16 protein-coding genes are annotated in these 16882 nt (G+C 67.5%); 7 read left to right on the top strand and 9 right to left on the bottom strand.

What is annotated here, in order from left to right; genetic code table 11:
• Positions 1-2: 2 nt before the first annotated feature.
• The 5 genes from rng to RSO68_RS12825 all read right to left on the bottom strand — a co-directional run bounded on the left by rng (position 3) and on the right by RSO68_RS12825 (position 4646).
• Positions 3-1466: a ribonuclease G gene (gene rng, locus RSO68_RS12845; protein WP_315586853.1), complete on the bottom strand. Its 1464-nt coding sequence runs from the start codon at positions 1464-1466 to the stop codon at positions 3-5.
• Positions 1467-1560: 94 nt separating this feature from the next.
• Positions 1561-2145, bottom strand: a complete 585-nt coding sequence (locus RSO68_RS12840; protein ID WP_315586852.1) for a Maf family protein — start codon at positions 2143-2145, stop codon at positions 1561-1563.
• 28 nt (positions 2146-2173) lie between these two features.
• Positions 2174-2662, bottom strand: coding sequence for a rod shape-determining protein MreD (gene mreD / locus RSO68_RS12835; RefSeq protein ID WP_315586851.1), 489 nt, complete (start codon positions 2660-2662; stop codon positions 2174-2176).
• The gene (gene mreC / locus RSO68_RS12830; RefSeq protein WP_089846025.1) at positions 2662-3534 is read right to left on the bottom strand and encodes a rod shape-determining protein MreC; all 873 of its coding nucleotides are present in this window, start codon (positions 3532-3534) and stop codon (positions 2662-2664) included. Before mreC ends, mreD begins: the two co-directional genes overlap by 1 nt.
• Before the next feature lie 74 nt (positions 3535-3608).
• Entirely contained in the window at positions 3609-4646 is a 1038-nt protein-coding gene (locus RSO68_RS12825; protein ID WP_089846023.1) for a rod shape-determining protein, read from the bottom strand.
• 181 nt (positions 4647-4827) lie between these two features.
• Between RSO68_RS12825 and gatC the strand changes: the two genes are divergently transcribed.
• The 4 genes from gatC to RSO68_RS12805 are packed head-to-tail and all read left to right on the top strand — an operon-like array spanning position 4828 to position 8704.
• Positions 4828-5115, top strand: coding sequence for an Asp-tRNA(Asn)/Glu-tRNA(Gln) amidotransferase subunit GatC (gene gatC / locus RSO68_RS12820; RefSeq protein WP_315586850.1), 288 nt, complete (start codon positions 4828-4830; stop codon positions 5113-5115).
• A gap of 51 nt (positions 5116-5166) precedes the next feature.
• A complete protein-coding gene (gatA, locus tag RSO68_RS12815; RefSeq protein WP_089846019.1) occupies positions 5167-6627 on the top strand; it encodes an Asp-tRNA(Asn)/Glu-tRNA(Gln) amidotransferase subunit GatA in 1461 nt (486 codons plus the stop codon).
• Entirely contained in the window at positions 6627-8096 is a 1470-nt protein-coding gene (gene gatB, locus RSO68_RS12810) for an Asp-tRNA(Asn)/Glu-tRNA(Gln) amidotransferase subunit GatB (RefSeq protein ID WP_089846017.1), read from the top strand. Before gatA ends, gatB begins: the two co-directional genes overlap by 1 nt.
• A gap of 56 nt (positions 8097-8152) precedes the next feature.
• Complete coding sequence (locus RSO68_RS12805) at positions 8153-8704, top strand: cupin domain-containing protein (RefSeq protein WP_315586849.1); 552 nt, start codon at positions 8153-8155, stop codon at positions 8702-8704.
• Positions 8705-8713: 9 nt separating this feature from the next.
• On the opposite strand, the gene RSO68_RS12800 is transcribed toward RSO68_RS12805, so the two are convergent.
• Complete coding sequence (locus tag RSO68_RS12800; RefSeq protein WP_139233880.1) at positions 8714-8884, bottom strand: DUF6435 family protein; 171 nt, start codon at positions 8882-8884, stop codon at positions 8714-8716.
• A gap of 153 nt (positions 8885-9037) precedes the next feature.
• On the opposite strand from RSO68_RS12800, the gene RSO68_RS12795 reads away from it, so the two are divergent.
• Positions 9038-9238, top strand: a complete 201-nt coding sequence (locus tag RSO68_RS12795; RefSeq protein ID WP_089846013.1) for a tautomerase family protein — start codon at positions 9038-9040, stop codon at positions 9236-9238.
• A 352-nt stretch (positions 9239-9590) separates the two neighbouring features.
• Entirely contained in the window at positions 9591-11291 is a 1701-nt protein-coding gene (locus RSO68_RS12790) for a methyl-accepting chemotaxis protein (RefSeq protein WP_315586848.1), read from the top strand.
• 148 nt (positions 11292-11439) lie between these two features.
• Here the strand turns inward: RSO68_RS12790 and RSO68_RS12785 are convergent, their stop codons facing one another.
• From RSO68_RS12785 to RSO68_RS12775, 3 genes are read right to left on the bottom strand one after another with little or no spacing between them, the layout of a single operon-like run.
• On the bottom strand, positions 11440-12960 hold the full coding sequence (locus tag RSO68_RS12785; protein WP_315586847.1) for an aldehyde dehydrogenase: 1521 nt from the start codon (positions 12958-12960) through the stop codon (positions 11440-11442).
• Positions 12957-14360: an aspartate aminotransferase family protein gene (locus RSO68_RS12780; protein WP_315586846.1), complete on the bottom strand. Its 1404-nt coding sequence runs from the start codon at positions 14358-14360 to the stop codon at positions 12957-12959. The genes RSO68_RS12785 and RSO68_RS12780 overlap by 4 nt, the downstream gene beginning before the upstream one ends.
• 25 nt (positions 14361-14385) lie before the next feature.
• Positions 14386-15153, bottom strand: a complete 768-nt coding sequence (locus RSO68_RS12775; protein WP_315586845.1) for a gamma-glutamyl-gamma-aminobutyrate hydrolase family protein — start codon at positions 15151-15153, stop codon at positions 14386-14388.
• A gap of 253 nt (positions 15154-15406) precedes the next feature.
• Here RSO68_RS12775 and RSO68_RS12770 point away from each other — a divergent pair, with 253 nt between their 5' ends.
• Complete coding sequence (locus RSO68_RS12770; RefSeq protein ID WP_315586844.1) at positions 15407-16783, top strand: glutamine synthetase family protein; 1377 nt, start codon at positions 15407-15409, stop codon at positions 16781-16783.
• The last annotated feature ends 99 nt before the right edge of the window (positions 16784-16882 follow it).

The raw sequence follows: 16882 nt of genomic DNA, 5'->3' as shown, positions 1-16882 counted from the left end.
GCTCACATCAGCACGATGTCGTACTGCTCCTGGGAGTAGTGAGTCTCGACCTGGAAGCGGATCGTCTTGCCGATGAACTCTTCGAGATCGGCCACGGCGGACGACTCCTCATCGAGCAGCCGATCGACGACCGACTGCGAGGCCAGCACCGCGTAGGTCTCGGCGTTGTAGGCCCGCTCCTCGCGCAGGATCTCGCGAAAGATCTCGTAGCAGACCGATTCCGGCGTCTTCAGGGTGCCTCGACCGGCGCAGGTCGGACAGGCCTCGCAGAGCGTCTGCTCGAGGCTCTCCCGGGTGCGCTTGCGAGTCAGCTGCACCAGTCCCAGCTCGGTGACGCCGGTGCACTTGGTCTTGGCGTGGTCGCGCTCCAGCGACTTCTCGAGCATGCGCAGCACCTGGCGCTGATGCTCGGGCTCGTCCATGTCGATGAAGTCGATGATGATGATGCCGCCGAGATTCCTGAGCCGGAGCTGGCGAGCGATCGCGGTGGCGGCCTCGAGGTTGGTCTTGAAGATCGTCTCCTCGAGATTGCGATGCCCCACGAAGCCGCCGGTGTTGACGTCGATGGTGGTCATCGCCTCGGTGGGATCGATGACCAGATACCCGCCCGACTTGAGCTGCACCTTGCGACCGAGCGCCTTCTGGATCTCGTCCTCGACGCTGAACAGGTCGAAGATTGGCCGCTCGCCGGCGTAGTGCTCGATGCGCTCCACCGCCGTCGGCATGAACTCCTTGGCGAACTCGATCAGCTTGACGTAGTTCTCCCGCGAGTCGATGCGCACCTTCTCGATATCGTCGCGCATCACGTCGCGCAGGGTGCGCATGAACAGCGGCAGGTCATCGTAGACCACGCTGGGCGCCGCCGCCGTCACCTTACGCTCGCCGACCCGGCGCCACAGGCGCAGCAGGAAGTGCATGTCGGCGGAGAGCTCCTCGAGGGTGACCCCTTCCGCAGCGGTGCGCACGATGAAGCCGCCGGCGACCTCCAGCCGCTGCTCGGCGGCCGCCGCCTCGACCAGGCCGCGCAGACGATCACGCTCGGCCTCGTCCTCGATCCGCTGGGAGACCCCGTGGTGAGGCGAGTCGGGCATGTAGACCAGGTAGCGCGACGGCACCGAGAGGTGGGTGGTCAGCCGTGCCCCCTTGGAGCCGATCGGGTCCTTGGTGGCCTGAACCACCAGCGCCTGGCCCTCGTGGAGCAGCTGCGCGATGGAGACCTGCTCGTCGGCCGGCGTGCCCGGCGGCATCACCTCGTGGGCGTGGATGAAGGCGGCGCGATCGAGGCCGATGTCGATGAAGGCCGCCTGCATGCCGGGCAGCACCCGCACCACGCGGCCCTTGTAGATATTGCCGACGATGCCGCGTCGCCGGGCACGCTCGATGAAGGCCTCCTGCAGCACGCCGTTCTCGACGACGGCCACACGGGTTTCCATCGGTGTCAGGTTAATGAGTACTTCACCGCTCATGCGGATATCCTTGTCCAGAAAGATCTGCCGCCATTATGACATAGGGGGCCGGGCCGTCCTGTGCCTCGATCAACGCCCCCTCTCCTCCCCAGGGCTAGGCCTCGTGCCACAGCGGCACGCCCTGGCGTGCCAGCAGATCCGCGGTTTCAAAGAGCGGCAGGCCGACTACCGCCGAGTGGCTGCCCTCGATGTGCTCGACGAACACCGCGGCCAGGCCCTGAATGGCGTAGCCGCCGGCCTTGTCGGCCGGTTCGCCGGTGACCCAGTAGGCGGCAAGCTCGGCCGTTGTAAGCTCACGCATGAAGACCCGGGTCGTCACACAGGCCGTCAACACGCCGGCGGGGCCGCTGACGGCGACCCCGGTGAGCACCTCGTGGCCACGACCGGAGAGCGAACCCAGCATGCTCGCGGCATGATCGCGGCTGGCCGGCTTGCCGAGAATCTCGCCGTCGCGCACCACGGCGGTGTCCGATCCCAGGGTCGGCAGTCGCGTGAGACGGGCTCCGGCCAGGGCCTTCTCGCGCGCCAGGCGCACCACGTAGTCAGCTGCCGACTCCGAAGGCCGCGGCGTCTCGTCGATGTCCACCGGACGCACCTCCACCGTCACGCCGATCGAAGACAGCAGGTCGCGACGGCGCGGAGAGGCCGAGGCCAGGCACAGCACGGGATCGTGGGTCATGGCGGCTCCAGGGAAAATGGCGAAGGGGTCAGTCGCGGGCGTGCCGGCGGCCCAGCGCCTCGAACAGGGTGGTGAGCCAGGGCCACAGCAGCGCCCCGATCAGCGCCGGCAACAGGAAGGAGAGTTGCATCAGGAAGGGCCCGAACAGGGTGCGCAGCCACTGCTCGGCCAGCTGGATCATGCCCAGCAGCACGAAGATCAGCACCGCCTGCTGGACCAGCGAATAGGCCCGGAAGCGCCCATAGACCAGCGCGCAGAGGAAGGCCAGCAGCGACAGCAGCAGCGCATTCTGACCCAGCGGCGCGCCCTCGATGAGATCCACCAGCAGGCCCAGCACGAAGCCATGCAGGACGCCGACCCGCAGCGGATCGCGCATGCACCAGTAGATCAGCATCAGGCCGAGCCAGTCGGGGCGCCATACCTGCCAGCCGTCGGCCAGCGGCATCACCTGCAGGCACAGCGCCAGCAGCAGGGTGAACCAGACCCACAGCAGGTTGGCGGGCGAGGACATGGCCATCAGCGCGTCTCCTCGTTGGCCAGGGCTCCGCTCACGGCTCGGGCCGCCTCGAGGGCCGGAGCAGCCAGCTCACCCTCGGGCGGGGCGAGGGGCGTCGCGGGGGGAAAGAGCAGCAGGAAGTGGCGCGAGCGCTGCAGCTGGGCGACCGGCTCGGCGGTGACCCGGGCGAAGGGCTCGCCCGGGTCATGGACCACCGACGAGACCCGTGCCACCGGATAGCCCGGCGGAAAGCGCCCGCCCAGCCCCGAGGTGGTCAGCAGGTCACCCTCGCTGATATCGGCCGTGTCAGGGGCATGCTTGACGCTGAGGGCGTCGTAGCTGCCCATCCCCTGGACGACGAAGCGCAGCCCGTTGCGGTTGACCTGCACCGGCAGCGCATGACTGGCATCGGCCAGCAGCAGCACCCGACTGGAGTAGGCCGAGGTCGCGGTGACCTGACCCACGAGTCCCGCAGCGTCCAGCACCGGCTGGCCCACGTAGGCGCCGTCGCGACGGCCGCGGTCGATCACCATCTGATGGGTGAAGGGGTCGGGGTCCAGCGAAAGCAGCTCGGCGGTGATGTAGGGGATGTCCCGCTCGCGGGTGGCCGCGAGCAACTCGCGCAGCCGCACGTTCTCGGCCGTCAGGCTGGCCATGCGCTGCACCCGATGCGAGAGCGTCAGGATCTGCTCGCGCAGGCGGCGGTTCTCGTCGACCAGGGCACGCTGCTCGGAGAGCGCCAGCGACCCCCAGTTGAGGACGTCGCTGGGCAGGCTGACCGCCCACTGAATCGGCGCCACCAGGGTCGACAGCTGGGCCCGCACGGGCTCCATGCGAGTAAAGCGCGCATCGGCATACATCAGCGCCGCGGCCAGCATCGCACACAGCAGCATGCGATAACCCGGCAGCGGTCCGTGCGAGAACAGCGGTTTAATGAGCGACCCCCTGCATCAGGCCAGCGCCTCCGTCAGTCGCTGGAGAGCAGCTCGAAGGTGTGCTGGTCGATCATTTCGAGTGCCTTGCCGCCGCCCCGGGCGACGCAGGTCAGCGGGTCCTCGGCGACGATCACCGGCAGGCCGGTCTCCTCGGCGATCAGCTTGTCGAGATCGCGCAACAGCGCGCCGCCGCCGGTCAGCACCAGGCCACGCTCGGCGATGTCGGAGGCGAGCTCGGGGGGCGACTGCTCCAGGGCGCTCTTCACCGCGGCGACGATGGAGCCCAGGGTTTCCTGGAGGGCGTCGAGGATCTCGTGGGAGTTCAGCGTGAAGCTGCGCGGAATGCCCTCGGCCAGGTTGCGGCCGCGCACGTCGATCTCGCGCAGTTCACCACCCGGGTAGGCACAGCCGATCTCTTCCTTGATGCGCTCGGCGGTGGCCTCGCCGATCAGGCTGCCGTAGTGGCGCCGCACATAGGCGATGATCGCCTCGTCGAAGCGGTCGCCGCCGACGCGGATGGATTCGGAGTAGACCACCCCGTTGAGCGAGATGATGGCAATCTCGCTGGTGCCGCCGCCGATGTCGACCACCATGGAGCCCTGGGCTTCCTCCACCGGCAGGCCGGCGCCGATGGCCGCGGCCATGGGCTCCTCGATCAGGAACACCTCGCGGGCCCCGGCGCCCTCGGCAGATTCCTTGATGGCGCGCCGCTCGACCTGGGTCGACATGCAGGGCACGCAGACCAGCACGCGCGGGCTCGGCGTCAGGAAGGTGCTCTGGTGCACCTTGCGGATGAAGTACTGGAGCATCTGTTCGGTGACGGTGAAGTCGGCGATGACGCCGTCCTTCATCGGGCGAATGGCGGTAATGTTGCCGGGGGTCCGACCGAGCATACGCTTGGCATCGGCACCCACCGCTGCCACGCTGCGCATGTTGCCGGACTGGCGAATCGCCACGACCGACGGTTCATCGAGCACGATGCCGCGGCCGCGGACGTAAATCAGCGTATTGGCCGTCCCCAGATCGATCGATAGATCGCTGGAAAACAGCCCCCTCAAGCGTTTGAACATGGAGTCGTTACCTAGTGCAGTCCGGGAACCCTGTGCGGACGCAAACGGTATCACCGAGCCCCCCCAGCAGCAAGCAGAACACCCCCATTACCGGGCTTTGTTGGACCTGCCAGCCGGGCGGCGGATGTGGTACCTTCTGCGGTCATTTCCATGACCCACCCCCTCTCGAGGACATCCGATCATGGCGCTTGAACACGCAGACGTTCTCAAGGCCGCCCATCTGGCACGGCTCGGCCTGAACGATGACGAGGCCGCCCATTACCTTGACGACCTGGGCCGCATCCTGGCGATGGTCGACCAGCTTCAGACCCTGGACACCGAGGGCGTTGCCCCCCTGGCGCACCCCCTGGAAACCACCCAGCGGCTGCGCGCCGACGAGGTCACCGAAGCCGACCAGCGCGAGGCCTTCCAGAGCTGCGCTCCCGCCGTGGATCAGGGGCTCTACCTGGTTCCCCGGGTCGTCGAATGATCCGCGTCAATCCCATCCGTTACCGGCAAGCCATCACGGAGCCCAGGGCCCATGCATGACAAGACTCTGACGGAGCTCGCCGCCGGCCTCGCGGCCGGCGAGTTCTCCAGCCGCGAGCTCACCGCGAACCTGCTCGCGCGCATCGACCGCCTCGATGGCGACCTCAACAGCTTCATCACCGTGACGCCGGAACAGGCGCTGGCCGCCGCCGACGCCGCCGATGCCGCCCGAGCCCGAGGCGAGGCCGGCCCGCTCACCGGCGTCCCGCTGGCGCTCAAGGACATCTTCTGCACCACCGGCGTCAAGACCAGCGCCGGTTCGAAGATGCTCGACAACTTCGTGGCGCCCTATGACGCCACCGTGGTCGAGAAGCTCAAGGCTGCGGGCACCGTGAGCCTGGGCAAGACCAACATGGACGAGTTCGCCATGGGCTCGTCCAACGAGAACAGCTTCTATGGCGCGGTGAAGAACCCCTGGGACGGCGCCGCGGTTCCGGGCGGCTCCTCCGGCGGCAGCGCCGCCGCCGTGGCCGCGGGCCTGGTGCCCGCCGCCATGGGCACCGACACCGGCGGCTCGATCCGCCAGCCGGCCGCCTTCTGCGGCATCACCGGCCTCAAGCCCACCTACGGGCGCGTCTCGCGCTACGGCATCATCGCCTACGCCTCGAGCCTCGACCAGGCCGGCCCCATGGCGCGCACCGCCGCCGACTGCGCCCACCTGCTCGGCGCCATCGCCGGCCACGACCTGCGTGACTCCACCAGCGTGGCGCGCGGCGTGCCGGACTACACCGCCGAGCTCGACGCGCCGCTCGCCGGCCTCAAGATCGGCCTGCCGACCGAGTACTTTGGCGACGGCCTCGACCCCGAGGTCGAGAGCGCCGTGCGCGAGGCGATCCGCGTGTACGAGTCGCTGGGCGCCACCGTGCGCGAGGTAAGCCTGCCGCACACCCACTACGCCATCCCGGCCTACTACGTCATCGCCCCCGCGGAGGCCTCCTCCAACCTGGCGCGCTACGACGGCGTGCGCTTCGGCCACCGCTGCGAGGCCCCCACCGACCTCACCGACCTCTACCTGCGCAGCCGCGCCGAGGGCTTCGGCGAGGAGGTCCAGCGGCGCATCCTGATGGGCACCCACACCCTCTCCGAGGGCTTCTTCGACGCCTACTACAAGAAGGCCCAGCAGGTCCGCCGGCTGATCCGCCAGGACTTCCTCGACGCCTTCGACGAGGTCGACGTGCTGATGGGCCCGGCCTCGCCGACCCCGGCCTTCGACCTGGGGGCGAAGAAGGATCCGGTCTCGATGTACCTGCAAGACATCTACACCATCGCCATCAACCTGGCGGGCATCCCCGGCATCAGCGTGCCGGCCGGCTTCGCCGGCGGCCGCCCCGTGGGTCTTCAAATCCTCGGCACCCACTTCGCCGAGGCGCGGCTGCTCAACGTCGCCCACCAGTTCCAGCAGGCCACCGACTGGCACCTGCGTCGTCCCGGGATCATTGAGGAGACCGCCTGATGCAATGGGAAACCGTGATCGGGCTGGAGGTCCACGTCCAGCTCGCCACCCGTTCCAAGATCTTCTCCGGCGCCTCGACCGCCTTCGGTGCCGAGCCCAACAGCCAGGCCTGTGCCGTCGATCTGGGCATGCCCGGCGTGCTGCCGGTGCTCAACGAGGCCGCCGTGGCCATGGCCGTGCAGTTCGGCCTGGGCATCCACGCCGAGATCCCCGAGGTCTCGGTGTTTGACCGCAAGAATTACTTCTATCCGGACCTGCCCAAGGGCTACCAGACCAGCCAGATGTATCACCCCATCGTCGGGCCCGGCGAGGTGGAGATCACCCTGGACGACGGCAGCACCAAGGCCATTCGGGTGCATCACGCCCACCTCGAGGAGGATGCCGGCAAGTCGCTCCACGAGACCTTCTCCGACGGCATGGGCCAGGCCATGACCGGCATCGATCTGAATCGTGCCGGCACGCCGCTGCTGGAGATCGTCTCCGAGCCGGACATGCGTTCGGCCAAGGAGGCCGCGGCCTACCTCAAGGCGATCCACTCCATCGTCACCTACCTGGGGATCAGCGACGGCAACATGGCCGAGGGTTCGATGCGCTGCGACGTCAACGTCTCGGTGCGTCCCAAGGACCAGGCGGCCTTCGGCACCCGCGCCGAGATCAAGAACGTCAACTCCTTCCGCTTCGTCGAGCGCGCCATCGCCTTCGAGGTGGAGCGCCAGATCGAGCTGCTCGAGGACGGCGGCGAAGTGGTCCAGGAGACGCGCCTCTATGATCCCGAGCGCGACGAGACCCGCAGCATGCGCACCAAGGAGCAGGCCAACGACTACCGCTACTTCCCCTGCCCCGACCTGCTGCCGGTGGTGCTCGACCAGGCCTACGTCGACCATCTGCGCGACAACCTTCCGGAGCTGCCCGCCGACAAGCGCGCCCGCTTCCAGGAAGAGATGGGCCTCTCGGCCTATGACGCCGGCGTGCTCTCGGCGAGCCGCGAGATGGCCGAGTTCTTCGAGCAGGTCAATGATGTCTGCGGCGATGCCAAGCAGGCCGCCAACTGGGTGCAGGGCGAGCTTTCCGGCGCGCTGAACCGCGAGGGCCTGCCGATCCAGAGTAGCCCGGTCTCGGCGCGTCAACTCGGCGAACTGGTCGCTCGGATCATCGATGACACCATCAACGGCAAGGCCGCCAAGCAGGTCTTCCAGGCGCTGTGGAACGGCGAAAGCGACAGCGCCGACGCGGTGATCGAAGCCAAGGGCCTCAAGCAGGTCACCGACACCGGCGCCATCGAGGCGATGATCGACCAGGTGATCGCGGACAGCCCGGCCCAGGTGGCCCAGTACCGTGACGCAGAGCCCGACAAGCGCGGCAAGATGATCGGCTATTTCGTCGGCCAGGTGATGAAGGCCTCGCGGGGCACCGCGAACCCCCAGCAGGTCAACGGCCTGCTCAAGGAAAGGCTCGACGCCCTGTGCTGAGCGCCGGGGCGGGCGCCCTCAACGCCCGCCCCTTCAATGTCAAAGGACAACTCCCCATGGCAGACGATGTCGGCGCGCGCCTACGTGCCTTGCGCACCCTGAGAGGGGTCTCCCAACGCGAGCTAGCCAAGCGCTGCGGCGTCACCCACTCCAGCCTGTCGCTGATCGAGCAGGGCAAGGTCTCGCCCTCGGTAAGCTCACTGAAGAAGATCCTCGACGCCATTCCCATGAGCGTCGGTGACTTCTTCACCATGGATCTGGAGAGCCGCAACCAGGTGTTCTATTCGGCCGACGAGCTGGCCGACGTGGGCACCGGAGACGTCATTTACAAGCTGGTGGGCGCCAACCGCGCCAGCCGCGCGCTGGCCTTCATGATAGAGACCTACCCCCCCGACGCCGACACTGGCCGCGAGATGATCGCCCACCAGGGCGAAGAGGCCGGCGTGGTGCTGGAGGGGCAGATCGAGATCACCATCGGCGCTGAGACACGACTACTCTCGGTCGGCGAAGCCTACTACTTCGACACCAACGTGCCCCATCGCTTCCGCAACCCGGGTGATGCACCCTGCCGCCTGGTCAGCTGCGCCACCCCGGCGCGGACCTTCTGAGCCCCCGGCTCAGGCATTCTTCAACTTCTCGATCTTGTCGCGCAGCGCCTCCGCCTCCTCGGTCAGCGAGGCGTTTGCGCGCATGTCGCCATTGCGGGCGGCCAGCATCGCCTGTTCGAGTTTCTGCTCATACTGTTTCTGGAGTTTCTTTACCGGATCCTTCTTGAGCCAGTTCAACATGCAAATTCCTCCACGGATCATCGTTGCCTGCACAACACTCGGACAAACATTGTACAAGAAAAACTCCATGCGCGCCCGTCGCGTCGTTTTGACAAGCGCTGCGTGCTCGGAAAGAATGATTTTGAAAAATATTTCCACCAAAACGGAGGCCGCATGCCAATCATCAACGTCCAGCTCATCGAAGGGCGCAGCGCAGAACAGAAGGAAGCCCTGATCGAGAAGGTCACCGCCGCCTGTGTCGACGCCATCGACTGCACCCCGGAGAGCGTGCGCATCCTGCTCTCCGACGTTGCCACCCAGGACTTCGGCGTCGCCGGCGAATCTGTCAAGCGCCGTCGCCAGGCCCAATCGTAAACGCACCGCCGCCCCGGTCACCTTGAGCCGGGGCCTCGCCACTCTCCCCTTTCCCCGCCCCACCGCACCCGGCTTTTCTCCTCACGCCAGCAGTGGCGAGCCCTTACAAGGAGCGTCCCCAGCCGCCCGCCGACGCCAGCCCTCCTCTCCTTTTGCCCCCTCCGTCTTCGCCGCCCTTTCTTCGACTCTGATGCAGCGCCTCCTGGCGAAATAACGACACATCACTCCAAGGCCACCATCTCATTAGAAATTATTTGTACAAGAATCATATAAGAATTACCCTACAGTGACGTTAAGGCCGCATCCCCGCCGAGCCCGCTCCCGACGCCCTCCCACAAGGAACCCTCCACTCATGCCACTCTCGAAAGGCGGAACCGCCCGCCTCGGCATTCGCGCCCGCCTCGCTGGCGGCTTCGCCGCCGTCCTTACCCTGATCGTCCTGCTCACTGCCATCGGCATCGATCAGGTCAAGCGCATCGACCGCAACCTGACCACCATCAACGACATCAACGGCGTCAAGATGCGTCACGCCATCGATTGGCGCGGCAGCGTCCATGACCGCGCCATCCTGCTGCGCGACATGACGCTGGTGACCGATCCCGACGAGCTGCAGGATATCCAGGCTCACTTCCAGCGACTGATCGACGACTATCAGGAGGCCAGCCAGGGCATGAACGGGGTGGTGAGCGACCACGGTGCCAATGCGAGGGAGGCACGCCTGCTCGAGATCATCGACGACCAGGCGAACCAGACCAATGCCCTGGCCGGCAGGATCATCGGCGAGCGCAACCGCGACAACGTTGCGGCGGCGCGCCGAATCTTGCTCGACGAAGCCGGTCCGGCGTTCTTCCAGTGGCTCGACGACATCAACGCCTTCATCAACTATCAGGAGGCGGAAACCGCACGCGACACCGCCAGCGCTCGGGACACCGCCTCGGGCTTCCAGCTCCTGATGCTGGCCCTGTGCCTCGCAGCCTTGCTGATCGGGACCCTGATCGCCTTCTTGCTGTCGCGCCAGCTGCTGCGCGAACTGGGCGCCGAACCCCACGAAGTAAAGGCCTTCGCCGAGGCCATCGGCCGCGGGGAGCTGGTCGTCGACGGCAAGCTACGCGACGGTGACCGCCGCAGCATCATGGCCGCCCAGGTCGCCATGGCCCGGCAGCTGCAGGATATCGTCGCCCAGGTACGCACCGCCGCCGAGTCGGTGGCGAGCAACAGCGAGCAGATCGCCTCGGGCAACGGCGAGCTCGCCTCGCGCACCGAGCAGCAAGCCAGCGCCCTGTCCCAGACCGCCTCGGCGATGGAGGAGCTCAACGCGACCGTGAGCCAGAACACCAGCAACGCCGAACAGGCCAGCCGAGAGAGCGAGGAGGCGGCGAGCCTGGCCACCCGAGGCGGCCAGGCCGTCCAGCAGGTGACCGAGACCATGGCGAAGCTTGACGAAAGCGCCGGCGAGATCGCCAGCATCACCTCCACCATCGACGAGATCGCCTTCCAGACCAATATCCTGGCACTGAACGCCTCGGTGGAGGCGGCGCGCGCCGGCGAGCACGGACGTGGCTTCGCCGTGGTAGCGTCCGAGGTACGCAACCTCGCCCAGAAGAGCGCCACCGCAGCCCAGGAGATCAGCGATCGCATTGCTCGCAACGGCGAGCGCGTCAAGCACGGCAACGCCCGCGCCGCCGAGGCCAGCCAGGCCACCGAGGAGATCGTCGCTACCATCGAGCGAGTCAGCAGGATCATGCAGGAGATCAGCGAGGCGAGCGCCGAACAGCGCGCCGGTGTGCAGGAAACCGGAACCGCCGTGACTCAGATGGACCGCGTCACGCAGCAGAACGCCGCCCTGGTGCAGGAGAGCGCTTCCTCGGCCGACAACCTCAGCCAGCACGCTCGACAGCTGATGACCGCCATGTCGGCCTTCCGCCTGCCCGGGCAGCCACCGGCGGACGCTCGAGACGACGCGCCCCGGGCGGGCAGCGCGCAGACTACATCACGCGACGCCTCCCACCCCGCAACGTCACCCCGGCGCGAACCTGACTGGGCCGACTTCTGACCGCCCTCTCGTGAAGGCCTAACGTGAAGGCCTAGTGCGAAGACCTAATGCGAGGGCCAACGACGAACGGTGCCCGCCTGAACAGGCGGGCACCGTCGTCATGGGCTGTGTCGGGCTCAGGCCATGCCGACGGCCCGGTCCGCCGCGTTCAGGTCGCGAGCGTCATCCATACGCTCTTCAGGTCGGAGTACTCCTCCAGCGAGTGGTGGGACTTGTCGCGGCCGTTGCCCGACTGCTTGACCCCGCCGAAGGGCACCGTCTGGTCCATGTCCGCCCAGTTATTGACGAACACCTGGCCCGAGCGCAGCCTCCGGGTGATGCGCATGATGCGATCGATGTCCTGGCTCCACAGCCCGGCCGCGAGGCCATAGTCGCTGTCGTTGGCGAGCCGCACCGCCTCCTCCTCACTATCGAAGCCGAACACCGCGAGCACCGGGCCGAAGATCTCCTCGCGGCCGATGGCCATGGTCTCGGTGACGCCGTCGAACACCGTCGGCGGAATAAAGAGCCCCTTGCCGTCGACCTCGGTCGCTTCACCACCGGTGCGCAGGGTCGCGCCCTCCTCCACGCCGCGACGGATGTAGTCGAGCACCCGCTCGTGCTGGGCGCGATCGACCATGGCGCCCATGAAGCTTGCCGGATCCAGCGGGTCGCCGGGCTGCATGGCCTCGGCGGCGGCCAGCACCTTGTCGACGAAGGCCTCGCGGATCGAATTCTCGACCAGCAGCCGAGAGCCGGCGATGCACACCTCGCCCTGGTTGTGGAAGATCGCCGCGGCGGCGTGCTTGGCCACCCGATCCAGGTCCTTGCAGTCGGCGAAGACCAGGTTCGGGCTCTTGCCGCCGCACTCCAGGAACACCTTCTTGAGGTTCGACTGACCGGCGTACTGCATCAGCTGCTTGCCGACCCCGGTGGAGCCGGTGAAGGCCAGGCAGTCGACCTCCATGGAGAGCGCCAGCGCGCGGCCCACGGTGTGGCCGAAGCCCGGCAGCACCTGGAAGACGCCCCGCGGCAACCCGGCCTCCTGGGCCAGGCTCGCCAGGCGCAACGCCGAGAGCGGCGACTTCTCCGAGGGTTTGAGGATGACGCTGTTGCCGGCGGCCAGCGCCGGGGCGATCTTCCAGGCGGTCATCATCAGCGGGAAGTTCCAGGGCACGATACAGGCCACCACGCCCAGCGGCTCGCGCAGCACCAGCCCCAGGGCGTTGTCGCCGGTGGGCGCGACCTCGCCGTAGAGCTTGTCGATGCACTCGGCCTGGTAGCGCAGGCAGCCGATGGCGCCGGCCAGGTCGCCCAGCGCGCTCGAGACCGGCTTGCCCATGTCCAGGGTGTCGAGCAGCGCCAGCTCGTGCCTGTGCGCCGCCATCAGGTCGGCCAGCTTGAGCAGCACGGCCTTGCGCCTGCCCGGGGCGAGGCGCGACCAGGCGCCGCCGTCGACGGCGGCCCGGGCGGCCGCCACGGCGACCTCGGCATCGGCGGCGTCGCAGCTCGCCACCTCGGCGAGCGCCGCGCCGGTGGCCGGGTTCACGGTGGTCAGGGTCGCGCCGTCGGCGGCATCGACGAAGGCGTCGTCGATAAAGGCGCGGGTCTCGAGACCCTTCTCGACGGTCAGCTCGGCGGCCAGCGCCTGCCAGGCGGCGTGGGTAGTCGGGTGCGATGCGAGGCTCATGCGCGAGTCTCCTCTGAGTGAAGGGCATCGGTCGGCGCCGCGACGCGCTGGTCGGCCAGGCGGCGGGCGGTCTCGTTCAGGGCCTGGCGCGCCAGGCACACCAGTTCGTCGATCTCGTCGCGGGTGATCACCAGCGGCGGGGCGATGATCATGGTATCGCCCACCGAGCGCATCACCAGTCCGGTGGCGAAACAGATGTCCCGGCACAGATTACCGGCAGACAAGGCCTTGTCGAAGCGCTCTTCCGTGGCCGGGTCGATCAGCTCCAGCGCGCCCATCAGGCCCAGCGAGCGCGCCTCGCCGACCAGGGGGTGGTCGCCAAGCTCGGCCCAGCGCTCGGCCAGATAGGGGCCCAGGTCGTCGCGGACCCGCTCGACGATCCCCTCGGCCTCCAGCAACTCCAGGTTCTTGAGCGCCACGGCGGCGCAGGTCGGGTGCCCCGAGTAGGTGAAGCCGTGACAGAACTCGCCGCCCTCCTCGATCAGGGTGTCCGCCACGCGGTCGCCCACCAGCACGCCACCGATCGGCAGGTAGCCCGAGGAGAGCCCCTTGGCGATCGGCATCAGGTCAGGCGCAAGGCCGAAGTGCTGGCTGCCGAACCAGGCGCCGAGGCGCCCGAAGCCGCAGATCACCTCGTCGGCGATCAGCAGGATGTCGTACTTGGCGAGCACTGCCTTGACCGCCGGCCAGTAGCTCGCCGGCGGCATGATGGCGCCGCCGGCCCCCTGCACCGGCTCGGCGATGAAGGCCGCGACCTTATCCTCGCCGAGCTCGAGGATCTTCTCTTCCAATGCCGCGGCGCAGGCGCGCCCGAAGGCCTCCGGCGACTGATCCTGTCCTTCACCGAACCAGTAGGGCTGGCGCACGTGGGTGATGCCGGGCACGCAGGGACCGCCCTGATCGTGCATCGGCGCCATGCCCCCCAGGCTCATGCCCGCCACGGTGGAGCCGTGATAGCCATTCTCGCGACCGATGATCCACTGCTTCTCGGGCTTGCCCTTAAGCGCCCAGTAGCGACGCACCATGCGCAGCACGGTGTCATTGGCCTCGGACCCGGAGCCGGTGAAGAAGACGTGGTTGATGTGGGGCGGCGCCAGCGCACAGAGTTTCTCGGCGAGGCGCGCGACGGGCGGGTGGGTCGTATTGAAGAAGGTGTTGTAGTAGGGCAGCTCGGTCATCTGCACCGCGGCCGCCTCGACCAGCTCGCGGCGGCCGTAGCCGAGGTTCACGCACCACAGGCCGGCCATGCCATCGAGGATGCGATGGCCCTCGCTGTCGTGGACGTAGACGCCCTGGGCATGGGTGATGACGCGACTGCCCTGCTCGCCCAGTGCCTTGAAGTCGGTGAAGGGGTGCAGGTGGTGGGCCCGATCCAGGTCCTGACAGGCTTGAGTCTGCATGGTGCGTCTCCGTTGTCGCGGGCCCTCAGGCCGGCAGGGGCTCGATGCGCGCCTGGCGCTGCATGCAGGCCTGGGCGAAGGCGGTGAACAGGGCGTCGTAGAGCGGGTGCTCACGGGGACGCCACTCGGGATGCCACTGCACCGCCAGGGTGAAGGCCGGCGCGTCGGTGACCGAGATCGCCTCGATCAGGCCGTCCGGCGCCATGGCCTCGACGGTGAGGCCTTCGCCGAGTCGCTCGACGCCCTGCTGGTGCAGGGAGTTCACCCTGGCCTGCCGCTCTGGGTAGAGGGCCGCCAGCCGACCGCCCGGAAGGATCTCCAGGTCGTGGCTGGGGGCATACTGGGTCTCGCGATCGCCGGCCGGTTCCCGGTGATCGAACCTGCCTGGGACATTCTGCACCGCCTGGTGGAGGCTGCCGCCGAAGGCCACGTTGAGCTCCTGGAAGCCTCGGCAGATGCCCAGCAGCGGCACACCAAGGTCCAGGGCCACCGGCAACCAGGCCATGGCTGCGGCATCGCGGCTCGGATCGTCCCGGGTGCTCTGCGGCTCGCGCTCGGCCCCGTAACGCTGCGGCACCACATTGGTGTAGCTGCCGGTCAATACCAGACCATCCAACCGGGTCAGCAGGGGCTTGATGTCGCCCCCCTCGACGGTCTCCCAGACCGGCAGCACCACCGGTTCGAGGCCATACTGCCGCAGGGCGGTGAGATACTTGTCGGTCACCATGTGCGCGGGGTGGCCCTCCACCTCGCGGCGACAGGCGATCACCCCCACCAGGGGTCGAGTCTGCATGGCAGCCTCCTTGAAAGGTTCAGCGTCGGGGTTGTTAGGCTTTTCTCAACATAACGCGGTTGATTAATCTTGCCAACCTATGCAGCGCCAACCTCGGACATGACAAAAATAAACTGATTACTTTCAATTGCTTACTATATTAGTATAAGAGTATAGACAGGAAACGCCGAAACAGGCGTAAATTATTTGACAACATATGCGCTTCACTCAAAGATGACCACAACGCCACCACCCCAAGAAAACAGGTGTCATCATGCCGCCCCTTCCCGTCGACGAAGCCCGTGACTTCCTGGAACGCCACCCCGACATTGCCAGCATCGACCTGCTGATCAGCGACCTCAACGGCGTACCGCGCGGCAAGCGCATCCCGCGCGAGAACCTGGAGAAGGCCTATCGAGACGGGGTTAACCTGCCCGCCTCGGTGTTCGCCCTGGACATCCTCGGCAACACCATCGAGGAGACCGGGCTGGGGCTCTCTAGCGGCGACGGCGATCGGATCTGCCGCCCCATTCCTGGCACGCTGATGCCGAGCCCCTGGCTGCGCAATGGCCGCCAGGCCCAGCTGCTGATGACCATGATCGAGGTCGACGACGCCCCCTTCTTCGCCGATCCTCGCCAGGTGCTATTCCGCGTGCTCGAGCGCTTCCGCGGGGCGGGCCTTAGGCCGGTGGTCGCCGTGGAGATGGAGTTCTACCTGGTCGACCGTCAGCGCGACGGCCTGGGCATGACCCAACCGCCCTGCTCGCCGGCGAGCGGCGAGCGAGCCACCCACAGCCAACTCTACTCGATCAGCGAACTCGACGAGTACGCCGACTTCCTCGAGGAGATCCACTCGGCGGCTCGCACCCAGGGCCTGCCGCTGGATACCGCCCTCAAGGAGTGCGCCCCGGGCCAGTTCGAGATCAACCTGATCCATTGCGACGATGCCCTGACGGCCTGCGACAGCGCCGTGCTGCTCAGGCGACTGATCAAGGGCGTGGCACTGAGGCATGGCTTCGAGGCCACCTTCATGGCCAAGCCCTATGGCGAGGAGGCCGGCAGCGGCACCCATGTCCACATCAGCCTGCTCGACGAGGCGGGACGCAACGTCTTCGCGGCCGAAGATCAGGACCCGCTGGGCACGCCTCGGCTCAAGCAGGCCGTGGCCGGGTTACTGGCGCTGATGCCGGCCTCCATGGCGCTGTTCGCCCCCAATCTCAACTCCTTCCGCCGCTTCCAGCCGGGCCTCTACGTGCCCATGGCCCCGACCTGGGGCTACGACAACCGCTCGGTAGCGGTGCGCATCCCCTCGGGGCCCAACGAGGCGCGGCGCATCGAGCACCGGGTGGCCGGCGCCGACGTCAATCCCTACCTGCTGATGGCGACGCTGCTGGCCGCCATCGACCATGGCCTGCAGCATCGCGCCGCGCCGCCCCCGGCGATCACCGGCAACGCCTACGACCAGGTAGCGCCCAGCCTGACCAATAGCTGGTGCCAGGCGCTGGCCCTGCTAGAGGACAGCGAGGTGCTCGCCGAGGCCCTCGGACGCGACTTCCTCCACGTTTTCCTGGCCAATCGCCGCGCCGAGCGCGACCAGGCCATGCAGGCGGTGAGCAAGCTGGAGTACGACTGGTACCTGCGCCAGGTCTGAATAACGACATCAGCGCCTGCTTCTGCTCGGACTCCTCGGTGCTCTCCTCCCAGGGCAGCGGCTGACAACCGATGCAGCACGCCTTGACTCACTTCGCCT

The sequence above is a fragment of the Halomonas saccharevitans genome (genome assembly GCF_032333995.1).
Taxonomy (GTDB): domain Bacteria; phylum Pseudomonadota; class Gammaproteobacteria; order Pseudomonadales; family Halomonadaceae; genus Halomonas; species Halomonas saccharevitans.
Note: the sequence above shows the minus strand (reverse complement) of the source record. Positions and strands in the feature narration are given on the sequence as shown.

Excerpts from the sequence above, each read along its gene's own strand:
- mreD (WP_315586851.1), bottom strand. The coding sequence starts at position 2,662 with ATGGCCATGTCCTCGCCCGCCAACCTGCTGTGGGTCTGGTTCACCCTG.
- RSO68_RS12785 (WP_315586847.1), bottom strand. The coding sequence starts at position 12,960 with ATGAGCCTCGCATCGCACCCGACTACCCACGCCGCCTGGCAGGCGCTG.
- gatA (WP_089846019.1), top strand. The coding sequence starts at position 5,167 with ATGCATGACAAGACTCTGACGGAGCTCGCCGCCGGCCTCGCGGCCGGC.
- RSO68_RS12790 (WP_315586848.1), top strand. The coding sequence starts at position 9,591 with ATGCCACTCTCGAAAGGCGGAACCGCCCGCCTCGGCATTCGCGCCCGC.
- RSO68_RS12800 (WP_139233880.1), bottom strand. The coding sequence starts at position 8,884 with ATGTTGAACTGGCTCAAGAAGGATCCGGTAAAGAAACTCCAGAAACAG.
- RSO68_RS12775 (WP_315586845.1), bottom strand. The coding sequence starts at position 15,153 with ATGCAGACTCGACCCCTGGTGGGGGTGATCGCCTGTCGCCGCGAGGTG.
- RSO68_RS12840 (WP_315586852.1), bottom strand. The coding sequence starts at position 2,145 with ATGACCCACGATCCCGTGCTGTGCCTGGCCTCGGCCTCTCCGCGCCGT.
- gatC (WP_315586850.1), top strand. The coding sequence starts at position 4,828 with ATGGCGCTTGAACACGCAGACGTTCTCAAGGCCGCCCATCTGGCACGG.
- mreC (WP_089846025.1), bottom strand. The coding sequence starts at position 3,534 with ATGCTGCTGTGTGCGATGCTGGCCGCGGCGCTGATGTATGCCGATGCG.
- RSO68_RS12805 (WP_315586849.1), top strand. The coding sequence starts at position 8,153 with ATGGCAGACGATGTCGGCGCGCGCCTACGTGCCTTGCGCACCCTGAGA.
- RSO68_RS12770 (WP_315586844.1), top strand. The coding sequence starts at position 15,407 with ATGCCGCCCCTTCCCGTCGACGAAGCCCGTGACTTCCTGGAACGCCAC.
- rng (WP_315586853.1), bottom strand. The coding sequence starts at position 1,466 with ATGAGCGGTGAAGTACTCATTAACCTGACACCGATGGAAACCCGTGTG.
- RSO68_RS12780 (WP_315586846.1), bottom strand. The coding sequence starts at position 14,360 with ATGCAGACTCAAGCCTGTCAGGACCTGGATCGGGCCCACCACCTGCAC.
- RSO68_RS12795 (WP_089846013.1), top strand. The coding sequence starts at position 9,038 with ATGCCAATCATCAACGTCCAGCTCATCGAAGGGCGCAGCGCAGAACAG.
- RSO68_RS12825 (WP_089846023.1), bottom strand. The coding sequence starts at position 4,646 with ATGTTCAAACGCTTGAGGGGGCTGTTTTCCAGCGATCTATCGATCGAT.
- gatB (WP_089846017.1), top strand. The coding sequence starts at position 6,627 with ATGCAATGGGAAACCGTGATCGGGCTGGAGGTCCACGTCCAGCTCGCC.